Source organism: Pseudofrankia coriaricola (assembly GCF_001854805.1).
Taxonomy (GTDB): Bacteria; Actinomycetota; Actinomycetes; order Frankiales; family Frankiaceae; genus Pseudofrankia.
Genome location: NZ_MBLO01000242.1, coordinates 72,499 through 85,818, shown reverse-complemented (window position 1 = coordinate 85,818; position 13,320 = coordinate 72,499). Strand labels below are relative to the sequence as shown.

Below are 13,320 nucleotides of genomic sequence, written 5' to 3'. Positions count from 1 at the left end.
GTTGGTATCCGAGGCCCAACGGGGGCCGGATCACCCCCCGGCGACCACGCACATCACGCATTCTCCAGCAACTCGGGCGACACACTCGCCTCTGTGTTGGGGATGCCGAGGACGCTCGCGCGCTTGTCGGCGAGGGCGAGGAGGCGGCGGATCCTGCCGGCGACGGCGTCCTTGGTCAGCGGCGGGTCGGCGAGCGCGCCGAGCTCCTCCAGCGACGCCTGGGCGTGCTGGAGCCGCAGCCGGCCGGCCGCCAGCAGGTGCTCGGGAGCGTCGTCGCCGAGGATGCGCATCGCGGCCTGCACCCGCGCGCCCGCGGCGACGGCCGCCCGAGCCGAGCGGCGCAGGTTCGCGTCGTCGAAGTTCGCCAGCCGGTTGGCGGTCGCGCGGACCTCGCGGCGCATCCGCCGCTCCTCCCAGGCCAGCAGGCTGTCGTGCGCGCCGATCCTGGTCAGCAGCGCGCTGATCGCGTCGCCGTCGCGGATCACCACGCGGTCGACGCCGCGCACGTCCCGGCTCTTGGCCTGCACCCCGAGCCGGCGGGCCGCGCCGACGAGCGCCAGCGCCGCCTCCGGGCCGGGCGAGGTGACCTCCAGCGAGCAGGACCGTCCCGGCTCGGTGAGCGAGCCGTGCGCGAGGAACGCGCCCCGCCAGGCCGCCGCCGCGTCACAGGCCGAGCCGGTGACGACCTGCGGCGGAAGCCCGCGGACGGGGCGGCCGCGCTGGTCGAGCAGCCCGGTCGACCGGGCGAGCTGCTCACCGTCGCGCTCGACCCGCACAATGTAGCGGACCGAGCGGCGCAGGCCGCCGGCCGCGAGCACCGCGATCGTCGACGGGAAGCTGAACACCTCGGCGATCTCCCGGCGCAGCCGGCGCGCGGTTGCCCCGGTGTCGAGCTCCGCCTCGACGACGATGCGGCCCCCGACGATGTGCAGGCCGCCGCCGAAACGCAGCAATGCCGCCATCTCGGCGCGCCGGCAGCAGGGCTTCGCCACCCGCAGCCGGCTGAGTTCGTCCTTCACGGTGGCCGTCATCGCCGCCACACCGATCACTCCTTGAGGTCGCGGGCCGTTGCCCGCGGGTCGGGAGGGCCAGGGGTTCCCACTGGGTCGGCGACGGGGCTCCCGCCGGATCGGCGACGAGGTCCCTGCTGGATCGGCCTCGCCGATCCAGCGCGTCGTCGATCCGGGAGGTCGTCGCTCCAGGAGGTCTGCTCACCGGCCGAGCCCGGCCCACGGTGGGCCACTGGTGACTCTGTGGTCAGGGTCGCGCGTGCCGTCCGTGCTTCCGCGCCGGCCGGCGGACCTGGGATGCCGCCGGCCACGGGGCCGGACGCCGAGAAGACGGCGTCGAAGGCGGCCGCGAGCAGCAGGGGATCGTGGACCCCCGCGGCGTCGGCCGAGCGGACCGGCGCGAGGTGCAGCGCGGCGCCGAGGTCGGCGGCCGCCGCAGCCAGCGCCGAGGGGTCGGGGACGGCCGCCGGGTCGGCGAGCACCACGTCCACGGCGAACCCCGGGGCGTGCTGGGCGAGCACGCGCAGATGCGCCTCGGGGGTGAAGCCCTCGGTCTCCCCCGGCTGCGCGACCAGGTTCAGCACGACCAGCCGGCGCGCCGCCGCGCCGGTGATCACCTTGTGCATCTCGGGCACCAGCAGGTGCGGCAGCATGCTGGTGTAGAGCGAGCCGGGGCCCAGCACCAGCCAGTCCGCCTCCTCGACGGCGGCACAGGCCGGAGCGCAGACCCGCGGCTCCGCCGGCTCCACCCAGACCTCGCGGACCGAGCCCCGGGTGGTCGCCACGGCCACCTGGCCGCGCACCTGGTGAGTCGCCGCCGGGTCGTCCGGGTCGAGGCCCGTGACCTCGGCGACGATGTCGATCCCGTCCTCGGACAGCGGCAGCACCCGGCCGCACGCCCCGAGCAGTTCGGCGGCCAGCTCGAGCGCCGCCACCGGCGAGCCGACATGCTCGGTGAGCGCGGCCAGCACCAGGTTGCCCAGCGCATGCCCGGCCAGCGGCCCACCGCCGACAAACCGGCGCTGGAACACGTCGGTCCAGGTCCGTGACCACTGGTCCGAGCCGGCGAGCGCCGCCAGCGCCATCCGCAGGTCGCCGGGCGGGAGCGCGCCGAGCTCGTGGCGCAGCCGCCCGGACGACCCGCCGTCGTCACCGACCGTGACAACGGCTGTCACCCGGTCGGTGATGCGGCGCAGCGCGGACAGCGACGCGGCGAGGCCGTGCCCGCCGCCGAAGGCGACGACGGCCGGCGCCCCGGGCGCCGGGAGCTGGGCCGCCCGAACCTGGGTCATGGGATCTCCGGGCAGTAGTCCTGGGACAGCGGCCGCCGGGCGTGCGAAGGAAGATCATTTTCGCACGCCCTTTGGCCTTCCACGTCGTGGGGGTGGTGGGGCACGGGCGTCACTCCCGGCCCAGGTCGCGGTGCACGATCTGGACGCCGACGCCGGTCGCGGCGAGCCGCGCGGCGAGCTCCTCGGCGACGGCGACGCTGCGGTGCCGCCCGCCGGTGCAGCCGACGGCGAGGGTCAGGTACCGCTTGCCCTCGCGCAGGTACCCCTCGCCGACGAGGCGCAGCAGCTCGGCGTACCGGTCGACGAACTCCTTGGCGCCCGGCTGATCGAGGACGTAGTCGCGCACCTGGGGGTCGCGGCCGGTGAACGGCCGCAGCGCCTCCACCCAGTGCGGGTTGGCCAGGAAGCGGCAGTCGGCGACCAGGTCCGCGTCCAGCGGCAGCCCATAGCGGTAGCCGAACGAGATGACCGTGGCGTTGAGCCGGTTGCCACCCGGCTGCCCGAAGGCGGCGTCGATCTTCGAGCGCAGCTCGTGGACGTTGAGGTCGGTGGTGTCGAGCACCAGGTCGGCCTCTCCGCGCAGCTCGGCGAGCAGCGCCCGCTCCCGGCTGATGCCGTCGACGACCCGGCCGTCGCCCTGCAGCGGGTGCGGGCGGCGGACGTGGTCGAACCGGCGGATCAGCGCGTCGTCGCTGGCTTCCAGGAACAGCACCCGCGGCCGGGTGCCGGCGGCGTCGAGCGCGTCGAGCGCCGCCCGCAGGTCGGCGAAGAACGCGCGGCCGCGCACGTCGACGACGACCGCGATCCGGCTGACGCCGCCGCCGGAGCGCCGGCCCAGCTCGGCCATCGTCGACAACAGCGCCGGTGGCAGGTTGTCGACGACGAACCAGCCCAGGTCCTCCAGGCACTTGGCCGCGGTGCTGCGGCCGGCGCCGGACAGCCCAGTGATTATCGCGAGATCCAGCGGCCCGCTGGGTGCGGCGGCGGTCACGGCGTATTCCCCCCTGTCACGGCGTGCTCTCCCTCTGTCGTCGAGTTCTCTGTCGTCGAGTTCTCCGTCAGGACCTCGCCCGTGAGCGGGTCGACTGCCGGCGCGGGTGCGGCGGGCGCCCCGGGGGCGCTCTGGGCGAGCGCCGCGACGACGGCGGCGGCGGTGCGCGGGCCGATCCCGGGCACGCCGGCGATCTCCTCGACGCTCGCCGCCCGCAGCTTCGCGACCGAGCCGAACGTGCGCAGCAGCGCCTTGCGCCTGGTCTCGCCCAGTCCCGGCACGCCGTCCAGCAGCGACGCCGTCATCGACGCGGACCGCTTCTGCCGGTGGTAGGTGATCGCGAACCGATGAGCCTCGTCCCGCACCCGCTGCAGCAGGTAGAGCGCCTCGCTGGTGCGCGGCAGGATGACCGGGTCTGGGTCGTCCGGCAGCCAGACCTCCTCCAGGCGCTTGGCGAGCCCGCACAGGGCCACCCCGCCAGGCCCCGATTCGATCCCCAGGTCCGCCAGCGCCCGCGCCGCCGCGGCGACCTGCGGGGGCCCGCCGTCGACGACGACCAGGTTCGGCGGGTAGGCGAACCTGCGGGGCCGCCCGTCGACCACCAGCGGCTCGCCGGCGGGGAGCTCGCTCGACCCCAGGGTCCCTGCCGGATCGGCGGACGGGGTCCCTGCCGGATCGGCGACAGGGTCCCTGCCCGATCGGCGGAGCCGATCTGGGAGGTCGGCGATCTGGGAGGTCGTGATCCGGGAGGTCAGCGCGCCCCCGCCGTCCTCGACGGTCAGGCCGGCTGGCCCGGCCTCGCTCCGGGCGTCCTCCTCCGTGCCGGGCAGCTCGCCTGTACGCGACCGTTCGGCCAGGTACCGGCTGAACCGCCGGCCAACCGTCTCGTACATGCTCGCGACGTCGTCCTGGCCGGCCACTCCCCGGATGGAGAAGCGCCGGTACTCGGACTTGCGGGGCAGGCCGTCCTCGAAGACGACCATGCTCGCCACGACGTTGGTGCCCTGGATGTTCGAGATGTCGAAGCACTCGATCCGCAGCGGCGCGTCGGCGAGGCCGAGCGCCTCCTGCAGTTCGGCGAGCGCCTGGCTACGCGCCGTCAGGTCACTCGCGCGCCGGGTGCGGTGCAGCATGAGCGCCTGCTTGGCGTTGCGCTCCACGGTCTCGAACAGCGTCCGCTTGTCGCCGCGGCGCGGGACGCGCACCTCGACCCGCCCGCCGCGGTAGCGGCCGAGCAGCTCGGCCACGGCCTCGGCGTCGGTCGGCAGCTCCGGGACGAGGACCTCCCGCGGGATGTCGGCCTGCCCCTCGCCGCCCGAAGGGGCACCGTCGCCCACGTCCTTGTCCCCCAGGTACTCCTGGGTGAGGAACTGCTCGACGAGGTCGGGGGTGCCAACGTCCGCCAGCTTGTCGACGACCCAGCCGCGCTGGCCGCGCACCCGGCCGTCGCGCACGTAGAAGACCTGGACCGCCGCCTCCAGCTCGTCGTCGGCGAACGCGACGACGTCGGCGTCGGTGCCATCGGGCAGCACGACAGCCTGCTTCTCCATCGCGCGGCGCAGCGCGCCGGCGTCGTCGCGCAGCCGGGCGGCCCGCTCGTAGTCCTGGGCGTCGGCGGCGTCCCGCATCTCCTTCTCCAGCCGGCGCAGGAACCTGCCGGTCTGGCCGCCCATGAAGTCACAGAAGTCATCGACGATCTGGCGGTGCTCGCTCGCTGTGACCCGTCCGACGCAGGGCGCGCTGCAGCGGTCGATGTAGCCGAGCAGGCACGGCCGGCCGACCTGCCCGGCGCGCTTGAAGACGCCGGCGGAGCAGGTACGCGCCGGGAACACCCGCAGCAGCAGGTCCAGCGTCTCCCTGATGGCCCAGGCGTGCGCATAGGGGCCGAAGTAGCGGACACCCTTGCGCTTCGGCCCGCGCATGACCTGGAGTCGCGGGAACTCCTCCTGCAGCGTCACGGCGAGACTCGGGTAGCTCTTGTCGTCGCGGTAGCGGACGTTGAACCGCGGGTCATACTCCTTGATCCAGGTGTACTCCAGCGCGAGCGCCTCGACCTCGGTGGACACGACGGTCCACTCGACGGAGCTCGCGGTGGTGACCATCGTGCGGGTGCGAGGATGCAGCGCATAGACGTCGGTGAAGTAGTTGGCGAGCCGGGCGCGCAGGTTCTTGGCCTTGCCGACGTAGAGGACGCGGCCATGAGGGTCCCGGAAGCGGTACACGCCCGGGGTCTCGGGGATCGAGCCCGGCGCGGGTCGGTAAGACGCCGGATCAGCCATAGGTCGAGCCTACGGCGGCCCGGGTCACGATCAGACAGCGCCTCCACGTAACCATTTCATCACGCAGAGCGTCGATACCCGCCTAGGGGTGCCCCGCGAACCCGACCGCTCCGTGTCCTTACCGTGTCTCGCGCACGGCGTACCGGGCCCCCACAGCCTTATGAAGTCCCTCGCGCGCCGCGTTCCTGGCGGCCCACGCGCGTCGCGGCGCCCGTCCGCCGCGCCGCCGTTCCCGGGCGCGGCGGTCGGCGCGGCGCGCGCACGGGTGAGCGGCCACCGCCCGCGAGAGCCAGGTCAGCCCGGCGAGCGGCGCGCCAGCGCCGAAAGACAGCTACAGGTGTGTGGCCGCCGATCGGGCGGGGCGGGGCCGCCGCCCCGTGGGACAGGCCCGCCCGCACGGGCCTCTTTTCTTTACCGCCCTTTCCCTACCCGTCCAGGCGCGGGCGAGGAGCACCACGTATCGTGGACGTAGCGTGCTTGCGCGAGTGCGCGCCGCCGCTGGGGGGTGGCGGCGCGCAGCGTGGCCGGCGTTGCCGCCGGGCGGATGGTGATGTCGCCGCAAGGCCTATGGCAGTGGGGCCGGAAGGCGCGCGTCGGTATTGCCATACCGCGTACGGCAGCAAGGGCGCATCACCGTAAGGGTGCACGGCTATAGGGGCGCATCCGCTGTCGGGGACCTCCCGCGAGAGCGCCACCAGGAAGACAGCACAGCGGCGATGACGCCGCGGGGCGCGGCTGCCTGTCGGCAAGCCGTCCGCATCCGGCTGGCACCTGGGACGCGACGCTGCGACCCTCAAATCAGCAACTGGGAAACTTGGCTGCTGGGAGAAAGCGTCGTCGTCGGCCTGGCAGGCGCATCAAGGGAGGGACCCACCCGTGCAGGGTCTGGACGTCAGCACCGAGTTCGTCGTCGACGACGCGTCGACGAGCGGGCGGGTCACTGTCCTCGTGGTCACCTGGCGTGCCTGCGACCCGCTGGCCGTCAGCATCACCCTGGTCTCCCGGCCCGACCACCCGGCGCTGCCCCAGGGCAACTGGGTGGCCCCGCGGGACGCGCTGCGCGCCGGGCTGGAGAAGCCCACTGGCGACGGCGACGTGCGCTTCACCCCCGACCCGCGCCGCGCCGAGGTGCAGCTGGAGCTCACCGACGGCGCCTCGCGCTCAACCGTCATCCTCGGCGCCGAACCGCTGCGCGACTTCCTGGAGCGCACCGAGCGGGTCGTCCCGGCCGGCCAGGAGCACCCCGAGCGCGAGCTCGACGCCGTCCTCGACGAGCTTCTCCGCGCCTGAGCGGGCGGTCAGCCCACAAGCAGCCCACAGGCGACGTCCGCCCGGCTGGCGCCGCCGCTTAGCTCAGTCCGAAGTCGCCAGGGTGCCGCTTGAGCACCCACTCAAGCGGGCGCGGTCCCTATGCGGAGTAACGGCCCGTCGCCAGGGTTCGAAACGTGACCGGCTGGGTGCCGCCCTGCTCGACCGTCCAGTACCGCTCGATGCCCGCCCGGGCGTACTCACTGGCCTTGTCCACGAGGTCGTTCTGCCGCGACCCGCGAGAGACGACCTCGATGACGACCTGAAGCCCGTCCACCGGGACGTAGACCGAGGCGACACCGACGTCGGGCGCGGCGTCCGACCACACCGTCAGGTCGGGCTGGCGACCGCCGCCCGTGTAGATGCCAAGGTCGGTCCGCAGCCGCTCCTCGTCGGACCCGTTCCGCAGGAACCAGGCGGTCAGCCGCATGACGATGCGGGAGTGCTCCGGTGTCGGCGTCATCATGACCCGCAGCTCCCCCTCGTCACTGAGCTCGTAGCGATGCAGTTCGTCGGCCTCTCCCATGGCGGCCACATCGCCAAGCGTGATCTCAGCGGGAACACTGATCATGGTCATGCGCCGATTGTCCCCGCTCACGTCCTCGATCGCCACCAGGACGCGGTAGTGCATGATCGTAGAGGCGGCCTGGCCGGGCCGGGCACGGAGGGTGAGGGCAGATGACGGCGGCGGGCAGCCCGGCGGCGGATGAGGATCGGCGCCCGACGGTGCGGTCGCGACCGGGTCGGGGCCCGACCCGGCTGACCTGTCTCGGGCGGGAGGCCCGGCCGGCGTTCGAGGCCGTGACGAGCGCCTCGGTGGTCGCCGTCGACGACGACGGCCGGTTGGTGCTCGCGGAGCTCGCGCGCGGGCTCGACCTGCCCGGCGGGCACGTCCAGTGGCGCGACACGTCGCCCGAGGAGACGGCCCGCCGCGAGGCGCTCGAGGAGATCAGGGCCGAGCTGGGCGAGCTGACGCTGGTCGAGGTCATCGAGTCGGACTACTTCGGCCCGGACGACCTGACCTATATGATCATCTATGTCGCCCGGGTCCACCGCCTGCTCCCCTGGACGGACGGTCACGAGTCGGCGGGCCGGGTCCTCCTGCCGCCCGCCGAGTTCCTGGCCGGATACCGCGGCACCCGGCCCGGCCTGATGCGCCACCTCGTCACGTCCGCCCTCGCCGCGCTGTCCGCCGGCTAGAGGGCCAAAGGGTGTGCGAAAATGATCTTCCTTCGCACACCCGGCGGCCGTTGTCCCCAGGATCACTAACAGACCGGATCAGGAGACTCCCGGCGGCCACGACTGTCGCCGGGCCCATACCGGCCGCTCTCGGCCGGCTCGGCACGGAAGGTGCCGGCCGGGTCGACAGCGCTGCCGGTTCTGGGCCGCCGTCAGTCGACGCCGGCGGCGGTCATGCCGCGGAGCTCCTTCTTGAGTTCGGCGATCTCGTCGCGCAGGCGGGCGGCGAGCTCGAACTGGAGCTCCTTGGCGGCCTCGTGCATCTGGTCGTCGAGCTGGCGGATCAGGTTGGCCAGGTCGTGGCGGGGCATGCCGGCGAGCTCCGCGGCGTAGCGGCCGACGGCGTCCTGCCTGCCGGTGCGCGACTTCATGCCGGGCACCGGGGCCTTGCCCCGCGACTGCGCCCGGCCGCCGCCGTACAGCTCGCCCTCGGAGTTCTCCCGGACCATGTCGTCGAGGATGTCGATGACCTTCTTGCGCAGCGGCTGTGGGTCGACGCCCATCTTCTCGTTGAAGGCGATCTGCAGCGCGCGGCGGCGGTTCGTCTCCTCGATGGCCGTACGCATCGACGGGGTGATCTTGTCGGCGTACATGTGCACCTGGCCGGCGACGTTGCGGGCCGCGCGGCCGATCGTCTGGATCAGTGACCGCTCGGAACGCAGGAAGCCCTCCTTGTCGGCGTCCAGGATCGACACGAGCGACACCTCGGGCAGGTCGAGGCCCTCGCGCAGCAGGTTGATGCCGACCAGCACGTCGTAGTCGCCGCGGCGCAGCTCGGTGAGCAGCTCCACCCGGCGCAGCGTGTCCACCTCGCTGTGCAGGTAGCGCACCCGGATGCCGAGCTCCAGCAGGTAGTCGGTGAGGTCCTCGGACATCTTCTTGGTGAGCGTGGTGACGAGGACCCGTTCGTCACGCTCCGCCCGCTGCCGGATCTCGTGGACGAGGTCGTCGATCTGGCCCTTCGTCGGCTTGAGGACGATCTCCGGGTCGATCAGCCCGGTCGGCCGGATGATCTGCTCGACGACACCGTCCGCGCACCCCAGTTCGTACGGGCCGGGTGTCGCCGACAGATAGACGGTCTGGCCGATGCGCTCCAGGAACTCCTCCCAGCGCAGCGGCCGGTTGTCCATCGCCGACGGCAGCCGGAAGCCGTGGTCGACCAGGTTGCGCTTCCGGGACATGTCGCCCTCGTACATGCCGCCGATCTGCGGCACCGTGTTGTGCGACTCGTCGATGACCAGCAGGAAGTCGTCGGGGAAGTAGTCGAGCAGCGTGTGCGGCGCGGTGCCGGCGGCGCGGCCGTCGATGTGGCGCGAGTAGTTCTCGATGCCGGAGCAGAACCCGACCTGGCGCATCATCTCGATGTCGTAGGTGGTCCGCATCCGCATCCGCTGCGCCTCCAGCAGCTTGCCCTGCCCCTCCAGCGTCTCCAGCCGGGCGGCCAGCTCCTCCTCGATGCCGGCGATCGCCCGTTCCATCCGCTCGGGGCCCGCGACGTAGTGGGTCGCCGGGAAGACGTGGACCTGCTGCACCTCGCGGACGATCTCGCCGGTCAGCGGGTGCAGGTACGAGAGCCGTTCGATCTCGTCGCCGAACAACTCGATGCGCACCGCCAGCTCTTCGTACACGGGGAACACCTCGACCGTGTCGCCGCGCACCCGGAACGTGCCGCGGGTGAACGCCAGGTCGTTGCGGGCGTACTGGACGTCGACGAGCCGGCGCAGCAGGATGTCGCGGTCGATCTCCTCGCCGACGGTCAGCCGGACCATCCGGTCGATGTACTCCTGCGGAGTCCCGAGGCCGTAGATGCAGCTCACGGAGGCGACGACGACCGTGTCCCGGCGGGTGAGCAGGCTCATCGTCGCCGAGTGGCGTAGCCGCTCGACCTCCTCGTTGATCGAGGAGTCCTTCTCGATGTAGGTGTCGGTCTGGGCGATATACGCCTCAGGCTGGTAGTAGTCGTAGTAAGAGACGAAGTACTCGACCGCGTTGTTGGGCAGCAGCTCGCGGAACTCGTTGGCCAGCTGGGCCGCGAGCGTCTTGTTCGGCGCCATCACCAACGTCGGGCGCTGTAGCTCCTCGATGAGCCACGCCGTCGTCGCGGACTTGCCGGTGCCGGTCGCGCCGAGCAGGACGACGTTCTTCTCGTCGGCTCTGATGCGCCGCGCCAGCTCCTTGATCGCCGCCGGCTGGTCGCCGGACGGCTGGTAGTCGGAGACGACCGTGAAGGGCGCGCTGGAGCGCTCCACGCTCAGGGTGGGGCGTTCGAACGTCGTGCTCATGTCTTCCAGAACACCACAAGGCTCCGACAAGTTTCCGAGGCGAGTGGCCGGATCCGTTGGAGGACCACATGATCCCTGGTACTGGAGGCGAGATCGCCGGTTCGGGCGGGAGGGCTAGGGGCACGACAGACGTTGAGTGAGCGTAGGGCAACAGCGCAGGGCAAATCTGCGCAGGCAACCTCGAAAGGAGCCGCAGGCGCAATGACCACCCATGACGCGGGCCGGGGCGGGCGGCTGCCCCGGATCACCGTGCGTCCGGGGCTGGCTGTCTCGGTCGCGGTCGTCACCGCGCTGCTCGGCTGGCTGACGCTGCCGGTCACCGTCCCGAACCGGACGGGGTCCGCGTACTTCAGTGCCGGCCTGCTGGGCGCTCTCCTGCTGCTGGCGATCCTGGTCGCCGCTGACCTGCTGCGGTCCGTCGCGGCCCGGCGGGCCGGGCTCGACGTCCACGCGATCGTGCTCGGCGCGTTCGGCAGCCGGCTCGTGCTCGCCCGGCCGTCAGCGCCGGGCGGCTGGCACCGCCCCGACGACGAGATCGTCTGGGGAGTCCCCGCGGAGCCCTACCCGGCGGAGCCCTCCAGCGGCGCGCAGCGGCCGGGCACGCCGGCCGAGCCTCGCGAGGCGGCCGGCGGGAGCCAGCCCTGGCCGGGCGGGCTCGACCCGCGGGCGGACGCGGCCATCGCCCGCGCGGGCCTGCTGACGACGGGCCTGCTCGGCGCGGTCCTCGTGACGCTCGGCGCGCTCGCGCCCGGGGGGACGCTCGCCCTCGCCGCGCAGGTGGCGCTGTGGGTGGGGACGTTCATCCTGCTCATCACCCTGGTCGACCTGCTGCCGTCGCCCCGCACCCCCGGCGGGCGGATCCTGGCCGCGTTCGTGCTGCGCCGTACCGGAGACCCCCGCCGGGCGGAGGCGGTCGTCGCGCGGACCGGCGTCTTCATCGGGTGGGCGATGATCGCCGCGGGTGTCGCCGCCTGCTTCCTCGTCGGGCTGATCGGGCTGTGGGCGGTGCTGCTGGGCTGGATGGCGCTGGGCACCTCCCGGCTGGCGCAGGCGCGCCAGCGCGCCGGCACCGCGCTCGAGGGCGTGTTCGTCCGCGATGTCATGCTCCCGCCGCCACCCCGGCTGTCGTCGTGGCAGACCGTGGACGAGGCCCTGCGCTCCGTCGCGGCGCCGGGGAGTGCGGTGTCCAGCGTGTTCACCGTGCATGACTTCGACGAGTCGCTGGCCGGGGTCGCGCTGGCGCGTGCCCTGGCCGCCGTGCCGCTCGACGACCGCGGCCTCGCCAGGGTGAGCCGGGTGACGATCCCCCTGTCCTCGGTCCCCACGGCGCGTCCCGACGAGCCGCTGACGATCGTCGCCCCCCGGCTCGCCAGCCGGCCCGCCGCCGGCTACGTCCTGGTCCTCGACGAGGAGCAGCCCGACGAGCGGGGACGTCCCCGGGTGGTCGGGCTGGTCGGGCCGGCGGAGATCCGCCGCGCGATCGAGACGGCCCCACTGCGCGGCCGCACCGTGATCCCCTCCAGCTTCGGCCGCCCCAACCACCACCCTGGCCGCTGAGCCCGGCGCCCGGCCACGCAGCCGGGCCGCCGGGGCGCCCGCCCGGGGCTCAGGCGCGGGGGCTGGGGGCCGGGTAGACGGAGAAGGCCACGCGGGGCTGGATGGGCGTGGTGGTGAGTTCGGCGCGCTCGATGCGGTCCCAGCGGAACCAGCGCGGCGCGTTCTTGTCCAGGCACCACGTCATCAGGTACCAGTTGCCGCGGGCATAGGCGAAGGCGTGCGGCTCGATCCGCCGGTGGCTCGGTTTCCCGGCCGCGTCGACGTAGTCGATGCTGACGGCGACCCCGTCGCGCATGGCGTCCTCTATGACCGGGGTGGCCGGCGTGCGCGGCAGCCCGTCGGGCCGGTTCCACGTCCGGGAGGCAAGCTCCGTGACCTTGTCGTGGCCCGCGGGGCCGAGCGCGGTGAGCACCTTGTGCAGCGCCTCCCGGGCGGCGTCGCTCGCCGGGCCCTGCGGCAGCGCGACCAGCGCCACCGCGGCGGCGGCGGCCTCGTCCTCGGTCAGCACGACCGGAAGCGGCTCAGCACCGGCCGCCGACGGCGCGGCGACGGCGGCCGCTCGCTCCTTCGACTTCTCCTTGCTCACATTGTCAGCCTGCCACGTTTGCGCACGTCGCAAGCCCAGGGCTCCCGACTTCACCCGACCTGCCGACCGCCCTACCAGCCGCGGGTGCGCCATTCGGCCAGGTGGGGGCGCTCGCGGCCAAGGGTGCTGTCCTTGCCGTGGCCCGGGTAGATCCAGGTGGTGTCCGGCAGTGGGCCGAAGACCTTCGTCTCCAGGCCGTCCATCAGGGAGGTGAAGGCGGCCGCGTCGTTGCGCGTGTTCCCCGGCCCGCCCGGGAAGAGGCAGTCGCCCGTGAAGAGGTGCGGGGCGGCCGGGTCGGCGTCGTGGAGCAGGGCGATCGAGCCAGGGGTGTGGCCGACCAGGTGGATCGCCCGCAGGGTGACCTCGCCGACCCGGACCGCCTCGCCGTCGCGCAGCAGCGCCGCGGTGGGCACCGGGATCGCGGGCGCGTCGTCCGGGTGGGCGACGGTGGTCGCGCCGGTGGCCGCGACGATGTCGGAGAGCGCCTGGATGTGGTCGGCGTGGCGGTGCGTGGTCACCACGGTGGCCAGGCCCTCGTCGCCAATCACGCGCAGCAGGGTGTCCGGCTCGTTGGCCGCGTCGATGAGCAGCTGCTCGCCGGTCGCGGTGCAGCGCAGCAGGTAGCAGTTGTTGTCGAACGGGCCGACCGCGACCTTGGTGACCGTCAGGCCGGGCAGCTCCCGGACGTCCGCCGGCCCGCCCACCGTGACATCGCCCGTGTACCCGCGCACGCTCATCGTTCCTCCAGCACTGCCACCGGCGGCCCGCGGCCGCGC

At 73.2% G+C, this 13,320-nt stretch carries 11 protein-coding genes; 3 read left to right on the top strand and 8 right to left on the bottom strand.

What is annotated here, in order from left to right; translation table 11 throughout:
- Nucleotides 1-53 precede the first annotated feature (53 nt).
- The 4 genes from whiA to uvrC all read right to left on the bottom strand — a co-directional run bounded on the left by whiA (nucleotide 54) and on the right by uvrC (nucleotide 5,572).
- Nucleotides 54-1,040: a DNA-binding protein WhiA gene (gene whiA / locus BCD48_RS33285; RefSeq protein ID WP_071052368.1), complete on the bottom strand. Its 987-nt coding sequence runs from the start codon at nucleotides 1,038-1,040 to the stop codon at nucleotides 54-56.
- Nucleotides 1,041-1,045: 5 nt separating this feature from the next.
- Nucleotides 1,046-2,302, bottom strand: coding sequence for a gluconeogenesis factor YvcK family protein (locus BCD48_RS33280; protein ID WP_083419579.1), 1,257 nt, complete (start codon nucleotides 2,300-2,302; stop codon nucleotides 1,046-1,048).
- Nucleotides 2,303-2,411: 109 nt separating this feature from the next.
- Nucleotides 2,412-3,293 (bottom strand): RNase adapter RapZ, encoded by an 882-nt coding sequence (rapZ, locus tag BCD48_RS33275; protein WP_071052346.1) that lies wholly within the window; start codon nucleotides 3,291-3,293, stop codon nucleotides 2,412-2,414.
- Nucleotides 3,290-5,572: an excinuclease ABC subunit UvrC gene (gene uvrC, locus BCD48_RS33270; RefSeq protein ID WP_071052345.1), complete on the bottom strand. Its 2,283-nt coding sequence runs from the start codon at nucleotides 5,570-5,572 to the stop codon at nucleotides 3,290-3,292. The genes rapZ and uvrC overlap by 4 nt, the downstream gene beginning before the upstream one ends.
- Before the next feature lie 876 nt (nucleotides 5,573-6,448).
- On the opposite strand from uvrC, the gene BCD48_RS33265 reads away from it, so the two are divergent.
- On the top strand, nucleotides 6,449-6,862 hold the full coding sequence (locus BCD48_RS33265; RefSeq protein WP_071052344.1) for an SsgA family sporulation/cell division regulator: 414 nt from the start codon (nucleotides 6,449-6,451) through the stop codon (nucleotides 6,860-6,862).
- A gap of 118 nt (nucleotides 6,863-6,980) precedes the next feature.
- Here the strand turns inward: BCD48_RS33265 and BCD48_RS33260 are convergent, their stop codons facing one another.
- Entirely contained in the window at nucleotides 6,981-7,457 is a 477-nt protein-coding gene (locus BCD48_RS33260) for a Uma2 family endonuclease (RefSeq protein ID WP_071052367.1), read from the bottom strand.
- Nucleotides 7,458-7,558: 101 nt separating this feature from the next.
- Between BCD48_RS33260 and BCD48_RS33255 the strand changes: the two genes are divergently transcribed.
- A complete protein-coding gene (locus BCD48_RS33255) occupies nucleotides 7,559-8,080 on the top strand; it encodes an NUDIX hydrolase (RefSeq protein WP_071052343.1) in 522 nt (173 codons plus the stop codon).
- Between the two features lie 191 nt (nucleotides 8,081-8,271).
- Here BCD48_RS33255 and uvrB read toward each other — a convergent pair whose 3' ends face one another.
- Nucleotides 8,272-10,401 carry an excinuclease ABC subunit UvrB gene (uvrB, locus tag BCD48_RS33250; RefSeq protein WP_071052342.1) on the bottom strand — a complete coding sequence of 710 codons (2,130 nt, stop codon included), beginning with the start codon at nucleotides 10,399-10,401 and terminating at the stop codon, nucleotides 8,272-8,274.
- Nucleotides 10,402-10,602: 201 nt separating this feature from the next.
- Between uvrB and BCD48_RS33245 the strand changes: the two genes are divergently transcribed.
- Nucleotides 10,603-11,958, top strand: coding sequence for a zinc metalloprotease (locus BCD48_RS33245; RefSeq protein ID WP_071052341.1), 1,356 nt, complete (start codon nucleotides 10,603-10,605; stop codon nucleotides 11,956-11,958).
- A gap of 49 nt (nucleotides 11,959-12,007) precedes the next feature.
- Here BCD48_RS33245 and BCD48_RS33240 read toward each other — a convergent pair whose 3' ends face one another.
- Both BCD48_RS33240 and BCD48_RS33235 read right to left on the bottom strand, forming a co-directional pair.
- Entirely contained in the window at nucleotides 12,008-12,544 is a 537-nt protein-coding gene (locus tag BCD48_RS33240; protein WP_241842187.1) for a helix-turn-helix transcriptional regulator, read from the bottom strand.
- Nucleotides 12,545-12,615: 71 nt separating this feature from the next.
- The gene (locus BCD48_RS33235; RefSeq protein WP_071052340.1) at nucleotides 12,616-13,281 is read right to left on the bottom strand and encodes an MBL fold metallo-hydrolase; all 666 of its coding nucleotides are present in this window, start codon (nucleotides 13,279-13,281) and stop codon (nucleotides 12,616-12,618) included.
- Nucleotides 13,282-13,320 lie beyond the last annotated feature (39 nt).

What these genes read in the sequence shown, in the direction of transcription:
- BCD48_RS33245 (WP_071052341.1), top strand. Translation starts at nt 10,603, where the DNA reads ATGACCACCCATGACGCGGGCCGGGGCGGGCGGCTGCCCCGGATCACC.
- BCD48_RS33280 (WP_083419579.1), bottom strand. Translation starts at nt 2,302, where the DNA reads ATGACCCAGGTTCGGGCGGCCCAGCTCCCGGCGCCCGGGGCGCCGGCC.
- BCD48_RS33255 (WP_071052343.1), top strand. Translation starts at nt 7,559, where the DNA reads ATGACGGCGGCGGGCAGCCCGGCGGCGGATGAGGATCGGCGCCCGACG.
- BCD48_RS33235 (WP_071052340.1), bottom strand. Translation starts at nt 13,281, where the DNA reads ATGAGCGTGCGCGGGTACACGGGCGATGTCACGGTGGGCGGGCCGGCG.
- uvrC (WP_071052345.1), bottom strand. Translation starts at nt 5,572, where the DNA reads ATGGCTGATCCGGCGTCTTACCGACCCGCGCCGGGCTCGATCCCCGAG.
- uvrB (WP_071052342.1), bottom strand. Translation starts at nt 10,401, where the DNA reads ATGAGCACGACGTTCGAACGCCCCACCCTGAGCGTGGAGCGCTCCAGC.
- BCD48_RS33260 (WP_071052367.1), bottom strand. Translation starts at nt 7,457, where the DNA reads ATGACCATGATCAGTGTTCCCGCTGAGATCACGCTTGGCGATGTGGCC.